The organism is Exiguobacterium sp. EF_C8 (assembly GCF_054956715.1).
On sequence record NZ_CM143264.1, the window covers coordinates 2559504 to 2578964 of the forward strand.

Annotated in this window: 15 protein-coding genes; 1 reads left to right on the top strand and 14 read right to left on the bottom strand. The window is 49.9% G+C overall.

What is annotated here, in order from left to right; genetic code table 11:
- Nucleotides 1-75: 75 nt before the first annotated feature.
- The gene (locus tag ACY2IG_RS13610) at nt 76-462 is read left to right on the top strand and encodes a hypothetical protein (protein WP_290773001.1); all 387 of its coding nucleotides are present in this window, start codon (nt 76-78) and stop codon (nt 460-462) included.
- Between the two features lie 246 nt (nt 463-708).
- Here the strand turns inward: ACY2IG_RS13610 and ACY2IG_RS13615 are convergent, their stop codons facing one another.
- The 14 genes from ACY2IG_RS13615 to secA form a co-directional block, all read right to left on the bottom strand.
- Nucleotides 709-1818 carry a DUF4097 family beta strand repeat-containing protein gene (locus tag ACY2IG_RS13615; protein ID WP_462618023.1) on the bottom strand — a complete coding sequence of 370 codons (1110 nt, stop codon included), beginning with the start codon at nt 1816-1818 and terminating at the stop codon, nt 709-711.
- 100 nt (nt 1819-1918) lie between these two features.
- Nucleotides 1919-4774, bottom strand: coding sequence for an excinuclease ABC subunit UvrA (gene uvrA / locus ACY2IG_RS13620; protein WP_375091983.1), 2856 nt, complete (start codon nt 4772-4774; stop codon nt 1919-1921).
- A 1-nt stretch (nt 4775) separates the two neighbouring features.
- Nucleotides 4776-6743, bottom strand: a complete 1968-nt coding sequence (gene uvrB / locus ACY2IG_RS13625) for an excinuclease ABC subunit UvrB (RefSeq protein WP_290785545.1) — start codon at nt 6741-6743, stop codon at nt 4776-4778.
- Nucleotides 6744-6950: 207 nt separating this feature from the next.
- Nucleotides 6951-8114, bottom strand: coding sequence for a PDZ domain-containing protein (locus tag ACY2IG_RS13630; protein WP_462618024.1), 1164 nt, complete (start codon nt 8112-8114; stop codon nt 6951-6953).
- A gap of 22 nt (nt 8115-8136) precedes the next feature.
- Nucleotides 8137-9561 carry a S41 family peptidase gene (locus ACY2IG_RS13635; RefSeq protein WP_290752387.1) on the bottom strand — a complete coding sequence of 475 codons (1425 nt, stop codon included), beginning with the start codon at nt 9559-9561 and terminating at the stop codon, nt 8137-8139.
- A 93-nt stretch (nt 9562-9654) separates the two neighbouring features.
- On the bottom strand, nt 9655-11031 hold the full coding sequence (locus ACY2IG_RS13640; RefSeq protein ID WP_462618025.1) for a murein hydrolase activator EnvC family protein: 1377 nt from the start codon (nt 11029-11031) through the stop codon (nt 9655-9657).
- Between the two features lie 40 nt (nt 11032-11071).
- Entirely contained in the window at nt 11072-11971 is a 900-nt protein-coding gene (gene ftsX / locus ACY2IG_RS13645; RefSeq protein ID WP_462618026.1) for a permease-like cell division protein FtsX, read from the bottom strand.
- Complete coding sequence (gene ftsE, locus ACY2IG_RS13650; protein WP_035410018.1) at nt 11961-12647, bottom strand: cell division ATP-binding protein FtsE; 687 nt, start codon at nt 12645-12647, stop codon at nt 11961-11963. The genes ftsX and ftsE overlap by 11 nt, the downstream gene beginning before the upstream one ends.
- Nucleotides 12648-12841: 194 nt before the next feature.
- Nucleotides 12842-13216: a cytochrome c551 gene (gene cccB, locus ACY2IG_RS13655; protein WP_056062994.1), complete on the bottom strand. Its 375-nt coding sequence runs from the start codon at nt 13214-13216 to the stop codon at nt 12842-12844.
- A 115-nt stretch (nt 13217-13331) separates the two neighbouring features.
- Entirely contained in the window at nt 13332-14201 is an 870-nt protein-coding gene (locus ACY2IG_RS13660; RefSeq protein ID WP_023469242.1) for a YitT family protein, read from the bottom strand.
- Between the two features lie 97 nt (nt 14202-14298).
- Nucleotides 14299-14802 (bottom strand): GNAT family N-acetyltransferase, encoded by a 504-nt coding sequence (locus tag ACY2IG_RS13665; protein ID WP_462618027.1) that lies wholly within the window; start codon nt 14800-14802, stop codon nt 14299-14301.
- The gene (locus ACY2IG_RS13670) at nt 14802-15569 is read right to left on the bottom strand and encodes a class I SAM-dependent methyltransferase (RefSeq protein ID WP_462618028.1); all 768 of its coding nucleotides are present in this window, start codon (nt 15567-15569) and stop codon (nt 14802-14804) included. Before ACY2IG_RS13670 ends, ACY2IG_RS13665 begins: the two co-directional genes overlap by 1 nt.
- A gap of 60 nt (nt 15570-15629) precedes the next feature.
- Nucleotides 15630-16730, bottom strand: a complete 1101-nt coding sequence (gene prfB, locus ACY2IG_RS13675) for a peptide chain release factor 2 (RefSeq protein ID WP_035410029.1) — start codon at nt 16728-16730, stop codon at nt 15630-15632.
- A 68-nt stretch (nt 16731-16798) separates the two neighbouring features.
- Nucleotides 16799-19318 (bottom strand): preprotein translocase subunit SecA, encoded by a 2520-nt coding sequence (gene secA, locus ACY2IG_RS13680; protein ID WP_214852501.1) that lies wholly within the window; start codon nt 19316-19318, stop codon nt 16799-16801.
- Nucleotides 19319-19461 lie beyond the last annotated feature (143 nt).

Below are 19461 nucleotides of genomic sequence, written 5' to 3' on the forward strand. Positions count from 1 at the left end.
GTTCATGGAATTGGATTAGAAGCATGATTTCTTGGGAATGGAATAAAGAGTTAATATTTTGAAGGAGGTTTTGCCATGATGTCAGGTGGCGGCATTTGGTTCGTTTTAGTACTTATTTTATTTGGGGTCCTCGCAATCGCTGGTTTCGTATATCTCGTGATTTCGCTGATCGATATGTGGAAAGCCTACTCCCGGAATCAAGATCAAACAGCCCTTTTATTCTTCATTATTTCCATTATCGGGATCTTCATCAGTGGGTCTTTCATCTCTTACGTCCTCGCGATCATCTTCTATTGGAATCGGGCACGCGGAAAGAGTTGGCTCGGCATCGGTCTGATCCTCGTATCGATTTTCCTCGCGATTATCGGTGTCATCGCCTTACTCTCGTTCGGTTACGATATGAATAATATCGAGAACATGAACTTCGATGAACCGATGATGGATCAGGATTACGATTATTGATGTAGCTACACCCATTTTCTTATGAGGATGGGTGTTTTTACATGTGCAGACGAAGTCGTTCCGCATCTGTGACTCCTACAGGAAAAAGCGCGGTCATCCGCGCTGTCAGAGACAAACGAGACCCAGCTACTCGTTCCTAGAACGACGTAGCCGCGGCTCGTGTCTCACCTGAGGAAAGCACGCACAGCGGATACGATGTCATAAGAAAAGCGCAACCTCTTTTTCAAGAAGTTGCGCCGAGTATGCTTATAACGCTTGTGGACTGAGGTGAACACCGTGCGTGACTGAAATCGTACCAGTCTTCGTATCCGCTTCGACCTCAATTTTAGGTGAACGACCGCGCCCTGAGACGAAATGGAGTTTCCGGTTGACGATCTCTTTTTGATCCCGAATCAATTCCATATCGTCAAGATTGCAGTTGAGACCACCGAAGTTCGTCTCAAGTTCTCCGTAGACTTCAGCGCCATGCGGCAACATCAAGGCGATGCTTCCAGCAAGTGACGAGGCTTTGACTTTCGCATTTTGCGCTGTCTTCAGCTCGCAACGTACGTTTCCGTTCGCTGTTTTCAATTCTGAACGTTCGAAGACACCAGTCGTGATGATTTGACCGTTGGCTGTCTTCGCTTTCAAGACCTTCAACTCCGACTCTTCGATTTCGATCGAGCCGTTCGCTGTCGATACTTTGACATCTTCACTGAAGAGGTCACGGATGTTGACCCGACCGTTCGCCGTCATCAGTTGAGCGGACGTCGTATCGAGTGACGATAACGAAATCTCACCGTTCAACGTCTGTAAGACGAATGACTCGTAATGACGGCGTGGTACTTTCAGATGGACTGTCGCACGGACACTCTTATCCTTCAAACGGATCGAGAGTGTGTTCGCCGATACCGCGTGTTGCACAGCGGCTTGAAGTTGCTCAAGCGCCTGTTCTTCCGTCACCTGTTGGCGGCGGAGCGGACGTCCTGTCACCGTCAATTCGCATTCTTCGAGATCACTCGGTTCGACGACCAAGTTCGCATTGAACAGATCGATGTGAACCGTCTCACCGCTGAACGGGAATTGTTTGACGTAGGTGACGTTCGGACCGGACGCCTGATTAAGCGAAAGATCACTGTCCTTGATCCGGCTGACGAGATTATCGAACGCTGACATGACTTTCGTCGTCAGTGAATCGACAGAATACTGGTCGACCCGATCATATTGTTCTGGTTCATCGACGTACTTATGTTCACTGGCAGAAGTTGCACGTTCGTCGATCGCTTCGAGCCGCTCGAGTTTATCGAGTGCCTCATCAATCGTTAACTTTCCTTCTTTGACTTGCTCCAATATCAATTGACGCATATCTTGCTTCATGAACCGTTCCCTCCTATTCTTGAACCTCAAACGTGTGTTACATGATACTTTCGTTTAAGTTCCCTTAGTTCCTTCCTACGAATCCTCATCCACAAAAGTTTCACGATTCAATTCGTGCCGCGTCGCGTTCAAGGACAGGCGCGAGGTATCGTCCCGTATAAGATGCTTCAACTTCAGCGATCTGTTCCGGTGTCCCGGCAGCAACGATCGTTCCGCCACCGTCGCCCCCTTCAGGTCCGAGATCAATCAAATAGTCGGCCGTCTTGATGACATCCAAGTTGTGTTCGATGACGAGCACCGTATCACCATTGTCGACGAGACGTTGTAAGACTTTCAACAGACGCGCGATATCATGGACGTGGAGTCCCGTCGTCGGCTCATCGAGAATATAGATCGTCTTCCCAGTCGAGCGTTTATGCAGCTCGGATGCCAGTTTAACACGTTGTGCTTCCCCGCCGGACAGTTCCGTCGCGGGTTGACCGAGACGCATGTACGTCAGACCGACGTCAGCGATCGTCTGCAGTTTCCGCGTGATTTTCGGAATGTTCTCGAAGAAGGCGAGTGCATCTTCAACCGTCATCTCAAGCACGTCGGCAATCGTTTTGCCTTTATATTTCACTTCCAGTGTTTCGCGGTTATAACGTTTACCGTGACAGACTTCACACGGGACATAGACGTCCGGTAAGAAGTGCATCTCGATCTTGATGATCCCGTCGCCACGACACGCTTCACAGCGTCCACCCTTGATGTTGAAACTGAAACGTCCTTTTTTGTAACCACGGAGTTTCGCTTCGTTCGTCGAAGCAAAGACGTCACGGATATCATCGAAGACACCGGTATATGTCGCTGGGTTCGAACGTGGTGTCCGACCGATTGGTGACTGATCGATATCGATGACCTTATCGATTTGATCCAGACCGGTGATCCCTTTATGGGCACCCGGTTTTTCTTTCGCCCGGTTCATCTCGTGCGCAATCGTCTTATAAAGAATTTCATTGATCAACGTCGATTTCCCGGATCCCGAGACACCAGTGACAGCGACGAACAGACCAAGCGGAATGTCGACATCGACGTTCTTCAGATTGTTTTCCGATGCTTTGTGGATATGGAGCATCCGACCGTCTGGCTCTTTGCGTGTCGACGGAACAGGAATGAACTTCTTCCCGGACAAATATTGACCGGTCAACGAGTTCGCATCCTGCATCAACTCTTCCGGTTTTCCGGCTGCTGTGACGAATCCACCATGATCCCCGGCACCTGGTCCGATATCGATCAAGTAGTCGGCTGCCATCATCGTATCTTCATCGTGTTCGACGACGATCAGCGTATTGCCGAGATCACGCATCGCCTTCAGCGTATTGATCAGACGATCATTATCGCGTTGGTGTAAGCCGATCGATGGTTCATCCAGAACGTAGAGGACGCCCGTCAGACGCGAACCGATTTGTGTCGCAAGACGAATCCGTTGCGCTTCCCCACCGGATAATGTCCCCGCTGCGCGTGAGATCGTCAGGTAATCGAGACCGACGTTCTCAAGGAACGACGCCCGTTCATGAATCTCACGGACGATCATCCGCGAAATCGTCTGATCCTTCTCACTTAATTTCTCCGGTAGTTCGTCGAAGAACATGACCGCTTGTTTAACAGACATCTTCGTCACTTCACCGATATGGTGATCGGATACTTTGACGGCGAGCGATTCCCGTTTCAAGCGATGTCCTTTACACGTCGGACACGCCTTCTTCGCCATGTAGCCTTCCATCTGTTCCCGGATATAATCAGACGACGTCTCCTTGAAGCGACGTTGTAAGTTATTGAGAACTCCTTCGAAGTAGAGGTTCGTATTTCGGACCATCCCGAAGTCATTCTCATAACGGAAGTGAATCTCTTCCTTCGTGTTTCCGTTCAAGATCGTTTCGCGATGTTCTTCTGACAATTGTTCGAACGGTGTATCCATATCGATTTTAAAGTGGTCACACACCGCTTTGAGCAATTGTGGATAATACTGCGAGCTCGTTGGTTCCCACGCCACGATTGCCCCTTCGTTCAATGACTTATCGGGATGCGGCACGACGAGATCAACATCGACCTCAAGCTTCGTTCCGAGACCATCACATGACGTACAAGCACCAAACGGTGAGTTGAACGAGAACATCCGTGGTTCGAGTTCGCCGATTGAGAAGCCACAAATTGGACAAGCATGATGTTCACTGAACAATAGTTCGTTGCCGTCCATCGTATCGACGATGACCCGACCATCCGCGAGGCGAAGTGCAGTCTCAAGTGAGTCCGCAAGACGGGCTTCGACGTCTGGTCGCACGACGACACGGTCGACGACGACTTCGATCGAGTGTTTCTTGTTTTTCTCAAGCGTGATCTCTTCGGCGAGATCCATCGTCTCTCCGTTGACACGGACGCGGACGAAACCTTCCTTCTTCAAATCGTCGAGCACCTTGACGTGCGTTCCTTTGCGTCCGGAAACGATTGGCGCGAGAATTTGCAGACGCGTCCGCTCTGGTTGTTCCATCACTTGGTCAACCATCTGACTAATCGTCTGGCTCGAAATCTCGATTCCGTGATTCGGACAGATCGGCTTCCCGATCCGTGCGTATAACAGACGCAAGTAGTCATAAATCTCTGTGACCGTTCCGACCGTCGAACGTGGGTTTTTACTCGTCGTCTTTTGATCGATCGAAATTGCCGGACTCAGTCCTTCAATCGTATCGACATCTGGTTTATCCATTTGTCCGAGGAATTGACGAGCATAGGCAGACAAACTTTCGACATAACGACGTTGTCCTTCAGCATAAATCGTATCGAAGGCAAGCGACGATTTCCCCGATCCAGACAAGCCCGTCAAGACGACGAGCTGATCGCGAGGGATTTCGACATCGATGTTTTGTAGATTATTGACGCGAGCGCCTTTGATGATAATCTGATTCTTCTTTTCTCCCAACTTAGGCACCTGCTTTCAATTCTAATATGAGATCGCGGAGCTCGGCAGCTCGCTCGAACTGCATGTCCTTCGCCGCTTGACGCATCTCTTGGTCGAGCTGTTCAAGCAACGTTTCGCGCTCCGGTTTTTTAAGTTTGTTGAACTTCTCGAGTTTTTCGACGGTATCGTCGCTCTCGATCGTCGTACTGATAACACCACGGACATCCTTTTTGATCGTCTGCGGCGTGATGCCATGTTCTTCGTTGAACGCCATCTGGATCGCGCGACGACGTTCCGTCTCATCGATCGCCCGTTGCATCGAATCGGTGACTTTATCAGCAAACAAGATGACGTGTCCTTCCGAGTTCCGAGCCGCCCGACCAATCGTTTGAATCAGCGAACGGTCCGACCGGAGGAACCCTTCCTTATCAGCATCAAGAATCGTCACGAGTGAGACTTCCGGAATATCGAGTCCTTCTCGTAACAAGTTGATCCCGACGAGGACATCGTATTTCCCGAGCCTCAAGTCACGTATGATTTCAATCCGTTCCAGCGTCTTGATCTCCGAGTGCATGTAGTTGACCTTGACGCCATTCTCTTTCAAGTAATCGGTCAAATCTTCTGCCATCTTCTTCGTCAGTGTCGTGACGAGAACACGTTCGTTCTTCGCGACCCGGTCACGGATGTTATCCATCAAGTAATCGATTTGTCCTGTGATCGGATGAATCTCGATCGTTGGATCAACGAGACCGGTCGGACGGATGATTTGCTCGACCATCTCTTTCGAATGTTCGAGTTCATACGGTCCTGGTGTCGCCGAGATATAGATCGCCTGACTGACTTTTTCCTCGAACTCCTCGAACCGTAACGGACGGTTGTCTTTTGCCGACGGAAGACGGAAACCGTGATCGACGAGGACTTGTTTCCGTGCCTGGTCCCCGTTATACATCCCGCGAATTTGTGGCAATGTGACGTGTGACTCATCGGCAACGAGTAAAAAGTCCTTCGGGAAGTAATCGAGCAATGTATACGGTGTTGCCCCTTCCGGCATCAAGTTCAAGTGACGCGAGTAGTTCTCGATTCCGGAACAATAGCCCATCTCACGCATCATCTCAAGATCGTAGTTCGTCCGTTGTTCGAGCCGTTGCGCTTCAAGCAACTGATTGTCTTCACGTAACTTCGCAAGCTGCACTTCAAGTTCCTTCTCGATGTTCGCGATCGCTTTCTGTAGACGGGTATCCCCCGTCACGAAGTGGGACGCCGGGAAGATCGAGATGTGCTCGCGGTCCGCGACGATCTCACCTGTCAGCGGATCCATGTCACGGATCCGTTCAATCTCGTCACCGAAGAACTCAATCCGGACACACTGTTCGTCGCGTGACGCCGGGAAAATTTCAACGACATCTCCTCGGACGCGGAACCGTCCGCGCTGGAAGTCAATGTCGTTTCGCTCATACTGAATGTCGATTAGACGACGGAGCATCTCGTTTCGCCCCATCTCATTGCCGACACGCAGTGACAAGACGTGGTTGTTGTACTCTTCCGGGTTACCGAGACCATAGATACACGAGACAGACGCAACGATCAAGACGTCTTCTCGTTCAAACAAGGCGGACGTTGCCGAGTGACGCAACTTATCGATCTCATCGTTGATCGAAGAGTCCTTCTCAATGAACGTATCCGTCGACGGAACGTACGCTTCCGGTTGGTAATAATCATAAAAACTAACGAAGTATTCGACCGCGTTGTTCGGGAAGAATTCCTTGAACTCCGAGTAGAGTTGTCCCGCTAGTGTTTTGTTATGGGCAAGGACGAGTGTCGGTTTCTTGATTTCCTTGATGACGTTCGAGACCGTGAACGTCTTCCCGGTACCGGTCGCCCCAAGCAACGTCTGATGTCGTTCGCCTTGTTTTAGCCCAGTCACCAATTTTTCGATCGCCGTCGGCTGATCACCGCCTGGTTCAAATGGTGAAACGAGTTCAAAATCCATCGTTTGCTTCCCCCTCATCACGTTAAAAAATCTATTTCTATTGTATCACTTTACGAACAAACATTCGATTATGAAGTGCTCCTTTTAGGAAGTTACCCTTTTTTTCGAAAATGCAAAAGTTTCTTTTTACTTCGAGTGCTGATCTTCGATTTTTCTGCCGACAAAAAAATCCCTGTCACGGCTGTTCCGTGACAGGGATGTACTAGTTTAATGCAAAGAGCGTACCTTCGTCCGACCGTGGACCGGTTCGTTGACGAAGAGGATACCGAGCTCATGATGATCTTGTTCATAAAAGGCACGTTGCGCAAAACGGATGTCTCCGTTATGGTTCATGACTTCAAGACGCAGATACGGTTTGTGTTTTTGGATGGCTTCATAGAACGATGCTTCCGAATCGACCTTTTCACCATTGACTTTATAGATCGCTTCACCTGGAATCAAGCCCATCTCAGCAGCCGGTTTATCGGGAAGTGTCCCAAGGATGACGGCACCACGCGTTCCATTGAGGAACAACGGCGTTTGCGCCCGGTTCAAGCGTTTGACCCGCTGGTGCAACAAAATGTGCAGGACGAGCAACAAGACGATTCCGTAGAGCCATTCAGCTTGACCAGTCACGTACGCAAGAACCGTCAATAAAACTGCAACAAGACTCGTGATCAAACGTCCTTGAACGAGCGGACGCATCAATTCTTTCGGCAGCTTACCTGTAAAGAGGAAACTGAAACCGATCGGTAACCAGAGAACGACCGGAACGAGTTCCGGGAAGCTGTAGCGTGGCCACCACGTCTCGAGCACGTCGCCCGGAACGAAAACAAGTAGAGGTAACAGCCAAAGCTTATTTGCCGACAGCCCACCGATGAAGCGACCGCGCTTTGAGACGACGAGTGACGGTGACAGACGCCGCTGCCCGCGCCACCAGACGAGTAGACATTCCGCGACGAGCGTCAACGTCGCAAGCAATAAAATCATCTTTGGCTCAACCGCTCGAACCGGATCAAGACGTGAATCCATCACGAACCAGCCGGTCAGTCCAAGCAAGACGATCGGCCAGAGTGGCAGGTTCAAACGAACGACACCAATCAACAGCAGGACGCTCGAAAGTCCAAGCAACAGTAGAGCGTACTGCGGTGTCACTGTCAATCCGAGCCATCCGCTGACGACGGACAAGACGAGACCAACGAGTAGGCCTGGTAAAAGTGTTTCGAGGACATCGCTTCGTTTACCGTGTGTCCGGGAGCGAAACAGTCCGCGTTCCCGTTTGACACGCCGAATGCCGATGACCCAACTGACAAGGAGTGCTAACCACAAGGTCGGACTGGCGATGAGACTAATCGCGGTCCAACCAATTTCATCGAGTAATTCCACGCGCATTCAGACCTCTTTCCATTCCTTATTATTGAGCAGCGACCTCGAGTGCTTTTTTCCGCTGGACGTCATTCTTATCGTCCTGGAGTTTCTTCAGGAGACGCGTCTCCATCTCACCCGCTGTCTGCTGATCGATTTTTCCAGTGACGTCAAGTTTCGCATCCTTTTGCAAAGCCTCGACAGCTTGTTTCATCGTGTCACCGAAATAGCCGTCCTGTCCTTTTGGCTTATAACCGATCGCTTCGAGGACAAGGTGGGCATTCTCGACTGATTTTCCGTAATCGCCGACAGCGAGTGACTTTTGATCAGTCAAAATTTTCGTGACGTTGAAGTACGCCGGTTGTTTGACTTCGACCGTCGGCTTGACCCCTTTTTTGTGGATCCAGTTCCCGTCTGGTGTCAGCCATTTGTTCGTCGTTAACTTCAGGTCGCTACCGTCCTTCAAATCATACGCACTTTGGACGATCCCTTTCCCGAACGACTTCGTACCGACGACTTCGGCGCCAGCTCCTTCCTTCAGTCCGGCTGCAAGGATCTCGGACGCTGAGGCCGATCCGCCGTCTTCTAAGACGACGATGTTATATGGTTTCTTCTCGTCTGCCTTCCCGAATTCCTGCTGGCGCTCACCTTTATTGTTCTCGACTTGATAAATCGGCACGTCTTTCGGAATGAACGGAGCGATCATTTTCGAGACAGCCGTCAAAAGACCACCCGGATTTCCGCGTACATCGATGACGAGTCCATCAATGTTCTGACTCTCGAGTTTCGTCAACCCCTTCTCGAACTCTTCTGCTGTCGGTTCCGAGAACTGTGTTACTTGTAAGACACCGATCTTCTTGCCGTTGACATTCTCCGTTGACGTATAGACCGTCTCGATTGGAATCGTATCGCGTTTAATCGTGATCTCCATCGCGTCTTGTCCGCTACGCTGAATCGTCAGGACGACATTCGTTCCTTTTTCACCACGAATTTTTTTAACGGCTTGATCCGTCTTTTGCCCTTTTGTCGACTTACCATCGATTTCTAGGATGACGTCACCTGGTTTGATACCAGCTTTTTCAGCAGGTGATCCTTTGATCGGCGAGACGATGACGATCGACTCACCTTTTTGTTCAAGCGTCGCACCAATCCCTTCAAACGAAGACGACAGATTCGTATTAAACGATGCCGTTTCCGACTCATCCATATAAACGGAATATGGATCGTTAAGCACTTCTGTCATGCCAGATAACGCACCATCGAGTAACTCTTTATCTGTCACGTCTTTTAGATAATTTTGTTCGATCATCTGCCGGACCTGGTCGATTTTTTTCCAATCACCCGTCGCATTCGCCGACGACGATGACGTCGAGACAGAATCCGTTCCGCCAGCCGCTAGCATCCCGACGGCGCCTGCCCCTAAACCAAGCCCGAAGGTACTGACCGCAATCACTGCTGTTGTAGATTTTTTCACGCTTGATTCCCCACTTCCATTAAAAACGCATTATTTTTTTCAGTATAGCAAAAAAAGATAGGTTACCCTATCTTTTCAGTATTCTGTGGGATGTCAAAAGATGTACGGTGCTGGGTCAACTGCATTCGGTTGTCCGACTGCCCACTCTCCCTTATGCAATTCGAAATGCAAATGCGGACCTGTCGACCAGCCCGTTGTACCTAATGTGCCGACCGTCTTACCCGGCATGACTGTTTGACCGGCGGAGACGCTGATCGAATCGAGATGTGCATAGACGGTCGTATAGACCTGTCCATCAATCAAATGCGTCACCATGACGACGTTCCCGTAACCTGTTGCACTACCGGCACGTAGAACGATACCACCTGCCGCCGCATGGATCGGTGTTCCTTTTGCATTTACGAGATCAATCCCTTTATGAATCTCCGGCTTTCCTGTCAACGGATTGTTCCGGGGACCGAACGGCGACGAGACATATCCTTGAACCGGTAAATGGAACGGGCGACTCGTCACGGCATCTGCCGGTTGCTCCGGCGTCGCAGTCGGTGACTCGACTTCAGGAATGGTCGGTTCCGCACTTGGAGCATCGGATTTTTTCTTTTTTGCCTCTGCCGCACGTGCCGCTTCTGCCGCTTCCGCTTGACGTTTTGCTTCTGCTACCCGCGCCGCTTCTGCCGCTTTCCGTTTCGCTTCTTCTTTTGCTTTCCGTTCGGCTTCCTGCAGGGCGATCAATTCGTTTTGAATCAGACGGCGCTGATCCGCGAGAATTTCTGCTTCCTCGGCTTTAGAGAACTGCTCTTGTTGCAGTTCCTTGACCTTCGTGTTCAACTGGACGACAAGCTTTCGCTTGAGCTCAGATTCTGCAATGATTCGTGTCTGGAGCACGAGCAACTTCCGTTGTTCCCGTTTCATGCTTTCAAGCAATAGTGCTTGTTCCGACCGTTGTTCGCTCAGTTGTTTGACGTTCCCCTTGTAAGCTTGTAAGACATGATCATCTTGTTTGATGATCTCACTGACCGTACTGAAGCGCGAAATCAAATCACCAAAGTCTTTTGCGTCGAGCAAGACCTCGATGTATTTGACGTCTCCTTTTTGTTGGACGGCACGCAATCGGCTTCCAAGCAACTCTTCTTGTTGATGCAGTTCCTTGAGCGTCTCGGAAATCGCTGCTTCCGTCAGACGCAATTGTTCTTTAGATGCAGCAACAGCCGCTTGTTGATCGGCTATCTTAAGCGCTAAATCATCCAAACGGCTGTTGACTTCATTCAGTTGCGCACGGGCTTCCTTACGCTCCTGTTTCGTCAAGATCAACTTCTCTGATGTCTGATTCTGTAATCGTTCCGTCTCTTTCAGACGGCTTTCGACCTCCTGTTGTTCCTTCAGCAAATCTTCTTTCGACGTGGCATCAACGGACACACTAGTTCCAATCAAAGCTAAGCTCAGGACGGCAGAATAGAATCGGACTTTCATGAGAAGCATCTCTCCTCTATTTTATTTTTGGGTAACTGATTTAAATCTTCAAGAAACGACCGAGTGATGTCGTTGATCCCCATACACCGATGAATGCACCGAGTCCGAGCAGGATTAAGACGACTTGTGCCGACAATTCACCTGGTGGAATCAACGAGAATATTCCCGCATTCACGGTAGAAAGTTGGGGTTGGATCGCATTGTAGGAGACTTCGTAACCGAAGTAGACGACGACGATCGGGATGATGGCACCTAATATGCCCATCAATAATCCTTCGACGAAGAATGGCGCACGGATGAATCCGTTTTTCGCTCCGACGAGGCGCATGATCTCGATTTCCCGGCGACGGGAGAAGATCGTGACTTTAATCGTGTTCGAAATGAGGAACATCGCCATGAACGTCAATCCGACGATCAGAATGATTCCACCGATCCGAACTCCTTCAAGGAAGTTAAACATCTTTTTAACATAGTCCTTACCGTATTCGACACTATCTACATTTTCCATTTTTTTGATGGAATTTGCAAGTGTTTCTGTCTCTTTTGGTGAGGTAGCTTTGACGATATATCGGTCGTGAAGCGGATTGTCTTTTTCAACCGACTGATAGGCTTGGGAACCTTCGCCAAGTTGCTTCTTGAAGCGGTCTAGTTCTTCTTCTTTCGAACTGTAACGAACAGAGTTGACGCCCGGCATCTGCTTGAGGGAATCACCTACTGAATCGATCTTCGACTGGTCTGCTTCTCGTTCGACGAACACTTGGATTTCAACGTCTTTTTCGACGTTATCGGAAATCTTGTTGACGTTGAACATGAGCATCGCGAATATTCCTACGAGAAGTAACGTGACGGTAACGGCACTGACAGAAGCGAATGTCATCCAGCCGTTCCGGACGAGACCTTTTGCCCCTTCCCGTAAATGACGGAATCCATTAAACTTCATAGCCGTACATTCCTTTCTCTTCGTCTCGGACGATTTTTCCTCCATCGATCGCTAAGACACGATGACGCATCTTGTTAACGATGTCCCGGTTGTGTGTCGCCATTACGACCGTTGTCCCACGGCGATAAATCTCTTCGAATACTTCCATGATCTCCCATGCTGTATCCGGGTCCAGGTTTCCAGTCGGCTCATCGGCGATGACGAGTGACGGACGGTTGACGATGGCTCTCGCGATCGAGATCCGTTGTTGTTCGCCCCCAGATAATTCGTCCGGATAGTTGCGCTCTTTATGCTTGAGCTTAACGAGATCGAGTACTTCGAGTACTTTCTTCCGGATTTGTGCTTTGTCTTCCCCTACGACTTCTAGCGCAAAGGCGACATTTTCATAAACCGTCAGTGACGGGAGTAATTTAAAATCTTGGAAGATGACGCCGATTTGGCGACGAAGTTCGGGGATTTGACGGTTCTTCAACTTACCGACTTCGATTCCTTTAAACAAAAATGAACCGCTCGTTGGTTTCTCTTCGCGGTACATCATTTTCATGAATGTTGATTTACCCGCACCCGACGGACCGACGATATAGACGAATTCGCCTTGATTGATCGTCAAATCGACCTCACGGAGTGCCGTGACGCCGTTCGGATAAATCTTACTGATTCGTTGCATCTTGATCACGTACTTCACATCCTTACTTATTTACTGATGCTGAATGAATAGGTCCAAAAACCTACCGACCACCATTATAACAGGGACAAAATTGAACGCACATTACAATCAAATGTCATTTCAGGCGATTATACCATAAAAAAGAGGCACGAATGACGAACACATGTCGTGTGTGTCATCTCGTACCCCATCATATCCCATAATCATTTTTTAGCAGCGAGCCAGTCGGCAACAGCCATGATTTCTTTATCATCTTTCAGGATACCAGCAGGCATTTGCCCTTTCCCGTTCTTGATGATTTTTTGAATCTCTTCTGAAGAATATTTCGAGCCAACCTTCGTCAAGTTCGGTCCGACGTTTCCTTCAAGGTTTTTACCATGACACGTTGCACAGTTGTTGGCGAAGATTTTCTCAGCATCTACACCGGATTGTGTCTTCGACGAATCATCGTTCATCGTTGACTCATCCTTCGTGCCTGACGATGAATCATCAGAACTCGAATCGTCACTACCACCACATGCCGCGAGCGCAAGTGTCGTTCCTAAGCCTAACGCGAGTAACAAGTTTTTCAGCTTCATCCGGATATCCCCCTCTTGTAAGTATCTACATAAACGCTACTGACCTAGTTAGAGTATAACCGTTATCCGGATGAGTTAAGCGTGATTTCACAAAAACTTCACGTTTTAAGAACGATTACGGCACATTACGGTAGCGTTTATCGTCTGTAAACCCGAGTCCGAGCACCTCATGGGCTTCACTGACGACGAGGAATGCCGATGGATCGATGTGTTTGACGATTTCTTTGAGCGTCGTGATTTCTCCTTGACGAACGACGACCATTAGCATTGGTTTGCGTGTCCGCGTGAACGCTCCCGCTGCCTCGATCTCCGTCGCCCCGCGATCGAGCGTCTCGAAGATTTCCTTCACTAACGCTTCCCGTTGATCGGAGATGATGTAGGCAAGTTTGTCGTTCGTGATTCCGAGCTGGACGACGTCGATCATCTTGATCGTGATGAACAAAGCGACGAGTGCATACAGCCCAATCTCCAGCGAGAAGATCGTCGCCGCACTGATGACGATCGTGCCGTCAAGCAAGGCGATACACAGATGAAGTGGCAATTTCGTGAAACGATGCAGGATTTGCGCAATCAAATCCATTCCTCCGGTCGACGCTCGCCCCCGGAAGATCAGACCGAGTCCAATCCCGACCCCGGCACCACCGAAGATTGCAGCAAGCATCGGATTCATTGTCGCAGCCGGAACATCGAACCGCTCATATACGAGGATGACGACCGGTAAGAAGATCGACCCGACGAGTGATTTGACCCCAAAGCCCATCCCGAGGATCATCCAACCGATCGCAAGCAAGACGACGTTCGCGACGAGTTGGAACAATCCTGGCGAAATTCCGAACAAATCGTTCAAGACGATCGATAAGCCACTGACCCCTCCCGAGGCGAGTTGGTTCGGTGCTAAAAATAAACTAAAGGCACTTGCGACGAACAAGGACCCGATTAACAAATACGCATAATCGCGCACGACTTCCTGACGTGTCGATGTCATGACATTCCATTTCCCCTTATCAATTGATTCTCGTGTTTCATTTTAGCGGAAAAGTCAGACAACGACTAGACAGGCGGAACAACTCACAGTGTTCCCTTTATACCGCACTAAAGGGTGGACTGTAACGGACGATGCCGCTGACACCACGTAACCCACTCCGTTCGAGTGCAAGAACGAGAAAGACCTCCGGCGGAATGGGGAACGGCGGCTTGATACCGTAGTCAATCGCCCGTTCAAAGCCGAACTGCGGATAATAGCTGTCGTGACCGAGGACGACAATGTGAGATTCACCGGCGTCCCGCGCATCCTCAATCACTTGACGGATCAATTCAGAGCCGATACCCTTTCGTTGCCAAGCGGGCAGGACACCGACCGGCGCTAAGGCAAGCGACGGGATGTCATCGATATGGATCCGGCTCAAGAGGACATGACCAACGATTTCTCCTTTATCAGTCACGGCGACGCGACCGAAGACTGGTTGCGCGGCTTCTTCCTCGCGTAACGCATCAACGAGATTCGCTTCGTTTGGTTGTTCGAATGCCGCTTCATGGATGAGCCGGATTCCCGTTGCGTCCTTAAAGCCTTCTTTACGTATGATCATTAGTTATTGCTCCCTTCAAATGGTTTGGTTGCGAGGAGCGTGAACTCGGACGGGATGTTCTCACCATTCCAGCCACGATGCTCGTCGAATCGTTCTAATATGAAACGTGTTTGAAGAATCCCGTTTAAGATCTCACTCAATGTAAAATAGCGGACAGAAACGTCTGGAAAATCGACTTGCTCCTCATTCGTAAAGTGCGTCTTATACGCCAAGTCACCCGCTTGCAAGGCTTGATCGAAGTAGCGTGGTGTATACTTCAAATCAGCATCGATCCAGCGTCCGACCGGATGAAAATCGCTAAGGATCAGCTGTCCACCAGGTTGCAAGATTGCAAAGAGAATCTGTAAAAAACGCTTGAGATCAGCAAAATAATGCAAAATCCCGCCTTCTAAGTAAAGAATATCAAAGGTATCGCGATATCGTTCAAGATCGATCGCATAGAGATCACCGACGACATACGTGATTCTTGTCTCAGCATGGTGCGCCAGTTCAAGCGCATACTTGGCATTCTCCTCTGAGATATCGAACACAGTGACGTCTGCCCCGAGTAACGCTAACGGAACCGCCTTGCGTCCGTTTGAACCACAAATATTCGCAATCGCCTTCCCCGCGACGTCTTCGAGATCATGTCGATGCTTCTTCAGGCATGCGGCTGGATCTTGTTTAATACGTGCAGCATATTTGGCTGGTGTCCCATCGCGTTTCTCCCAAAATTCATATGCTCGGTATTCCCACGCCTGTTTGTTGACCCGACTTTGCTTCTTCATCACGCTTCCCCCTTTGACGGTCAAAAAACCAGTCGAACATCGTCCGACTGGTTGGTTGTCTTACATATTCATGAGACGGAGGTACGCATCGATGAAGCCCATGATGTCACCATCCATTGCCCCTTGCGTGTTCCCGACTTCATAGTTCGTCCGGTGATCCTTGACCATGCTGTATGGGTGGAAGACGTACGAACGGATTTGGCTACCCCACGCGATATCCGATTTTTCACCACGGATTTCGTCGAGTTTCTTTTGTTGCTCTTCGATTTCGCGTTGATAGAGTTTCGCTTTCAACATCTTCATCGCCGCTTCACGGTTCTTGATCTGCGACCGTTCTTGTTGACAAGAGACGACGACGCCTGTCGGAACGTGGGTGATCCGGACAGCGGAGTCCGTCGTATTGATGTGCTGACCACCGGCACCAGAAGCACGGTACGTATCGATCCGCAAGTCTTCCGTGCGGACTTCGATATCGATGTCATCGTTGAATTCCGGCATGACGTCACACGAGACGAATGATGTATGACGACGGCCTGACGAGTCAAACGGTGAGATCCGGACAAGACGATGGATCCCTTTTTCGGCTTTCAAGTACCCATAGGCATTGTGCCCTTGAATACGAAGCGTGACCGATTTGACACCTGCTTCATCACCCGGTTGGTAGTCCATCGTTTCGACTTTCCAGCCCTGCTTATCGCAGAAACGTTGGTACATACGCAGTAACATCGATGCCCAGTCTTGTGACTCAGTACCACCCGCACCTGGGTGTAACTCAAGAATCGCGTTGTTTGCGTCATATTCCCCGTTCAAGAGGATTTGTAATTCGAAGTCTTCGAACTTCTTCTTGAGATCGCCGAGTTCTGACTCGAGCTCTTCTTGAAGATCCACATCCGGCTCTTCCTTGATCAATTCATACGTCAAGGCGACGTTCTCGTGACCTGCTTCGAGTTCTTTATACTTGTCGACCATCGCTTTTAAGCCGTTCGACTCATCGATGACTTTTTGTGCCGATTCCTGGTTGTTCCAGAAGTCCGGGTACGTCATCTCGTTTTCGAGTTCTTCAATCCGAGCAATCTTCGACTCAAGGTCGAGTGATGCCTTATATTCGTCGAGTTTTTTTTCCATCCACTCGGCGGTGTTGCGAATTTCTGCTAATTCCATGTAATCCACCTTCTCTTTCCGTGAAAAGAGGCAGGAATCTCCTGCCTCTCTTTCAGTCGATTCATCACTTACGCCTGACGGCCGTGACAGTTCTTATATTTCTTACCGGATCCACACCAGCACGGATCATTGCGTCCGATTTGGTCGTTTGGATTTTTCCGGACCGGTTTTTTCTTGACCGCTTTGTCTTCCTTACCAGAAACCGCGACTTCGTCTTGGACGACTTTTTCGCGTTTGAGGTTCGGGTCGAGATCCGCACGAAGGACGAATTGTGTCACTTCTTCTGCGATCGCAGCGTTCATCGCATCAAACATCATCGAACCTTCTGATTGGTATTCACGGAGCGGGTCGTTTTGACCGTATGCCCGAAGGTGAATCCCTTCACGGAGTTGATCCATCTGATCGATGTGGTTCATCCAGTGTTGGTCGACGGCACGTAGAACGATGACTTTTTCGAACTCATCGAATGCTTCTGCTGGGACTTCTGACCGTTTGTGCTCGTAGTGCGCGAATGTGCGCTCTTTGAGCAACTCGATGATCTCTTCGCGTTCTTTTCCGAAGAGGTCGCTTTCCGTGACTTTCTCTTCGATTGCAAGTGTCTGGTTTGCCCACTCCGCAAGTGCACCGATGCTCCATTCTTCCGGTACGAACTCGACCGGCGTGTACTGATGGACGCCTGCTTCGATCGTCTGCTCGATCATCGGACGGACGATATCTGACACGGAACCAGCGTCGAGAATCGCTGCCCGGTCCGCGTACATGACTTTCCGTTGATCCGCCATGACGTTATCGTAGCCGAGGACTTGTTTTCGCGCATCAAAGTTATTTCCTTCGACGCGTTTTTGAGCCGATTCAACGGCACGAGACACCATCCGGCTCTCGATCGGTTGCGAATCATCCATTCCGAGACGATCCATCATCGACTGCAGCGAATCAGAACCAAAGCGACGCATCAATTCATCTTCAAGTGAGAGATAGAATTGTGATGCCCCCGGGTCTCCTTGACGACCGGCACGACCACGGAGCTGGTTATCGATACGGCGTGATTCGTGACGTTCTGTCCCAAGGATGTAGAGACCACCTTTTTCTAAGACACCTTGACCGAGCTTAATGTCGGTACCACGACCGGCCATGTTCGTTGCGATCGTGACCGAGTTCGCTTGACCCGCGTTCTCGATGATTTCCGCTTCACGTGCATGGTTCTTCGCGTTCAAGACTTCGTGACGGATGCCACGTTTTTTGAGGATATTACTCAGCAACTCCGACGTCTCGACGGCAACCGTACCGACGAGGACTGGTTGTCCTTCACGGTGGGCACGTTCGATTTCGTCTGCGACAGCAGCAAACTTCCCGTTCATCGTCTTGAAGATCAAGTCCGGCATATCGTTTCGGACGACCGGTTTGTTCGTCGGCACCGGTACGACGTGCATGTTGTAGATGTTACGGAACTCTTCTTCCTCCGTCTTCGCTGTACCGGTCATTCCGGCAAGCTTCGTATACATCCGGAAGAAGTTTTGGTACGTGATCGTCGCAAGGGTCATCGATTCGCGTTGAATCTCGACGCCTTCCTTCGCTTCGATCGCTTGGTGCAGACCTTCCGAATAACGACGACCTTCCATGACACGACCCGTGAATTGGTCGATGATCATGACTTCGTCTTCACGAACCATATAGTCGACGTCGCGATGCATGACGGCGTTCGCCCGCAGCGCGAGGCTTAAGTGATGGTTGAGCGCGACGTGTTCGAGACCAAACAAGTTATCAATGCCGAAGTATTTTTCAGCACGGTCGATTCCTTGCTCCGTCAACAGGACACTTTTCGTCTTGATGTCGACCGTGTAGTCTTCCTCTGCCTTCATGATTTTCGCGAACGCATCGGCTTGTGAATAGAGCGCTGTCGATTTTTCGGCCGATCCAGAGATGATGAGCGGAGTCCGCGCTTCATCGACGAGAATCGAGTCGACTTCATCGACGACGGCATAACTGAGTGGACGTTGAACGCGGTCTTCTTTGTAGAGGACCATGTTATCACGCAAGTAATCGAAACCGAACTCGTTGTTCGTTCCGTACGTGATGTCACAGCTGTATGCTGCTTGTTTTTCTTGACGCGACATGCTTGAGAGATTCAAGCCGACCGAGAGACCAAGTGCTGCATAAAGCGGCTCCATGATGTCACGGTCACGTTTTGCGAGATATTCGTTGACGGTAACGACGTGTACGCCGTTGCCTGCGAGAGCATTCAAATAGACAGGGAGTGTTGCGACGAGCGTCTTACCTTCCCCGGTCTTCATTTCGGCGATATCCCCATTGTGCAGGACATATCCACCAATCAACTGAACGCGGTAGTGGCGCATGCCGAGAACGCGTGTTGACACTTCGCGACAGACCGCGAAGGCTTCCGGTAAAATATCATCTAAGTCTTCTCCGTTAGCGAGACGCTCACGGAATTCAACGACTTTCCCTTCCAGTTCTTGATCCGATAACGCACCGATTTGTGTCTCGAGCGCTTCCACAGCGTCTGCTGCTTTTTCGGCTTTCTTCAGGACACGTTTCGTTGGTGCAAATAATTCTTTTAGAAAATTAGCCATGCCTTACAGTCCCCTTACTTCGAACGATTCTTTGAACGAACAGAATTCCGAGATTTTTCCTTTATTCAGTGTACCGAATACAACGTCAAATTTCAACAAGCGGACCGAGCAGCGGTCTCGGTCTTTTGTCGTAGAGCAAACGT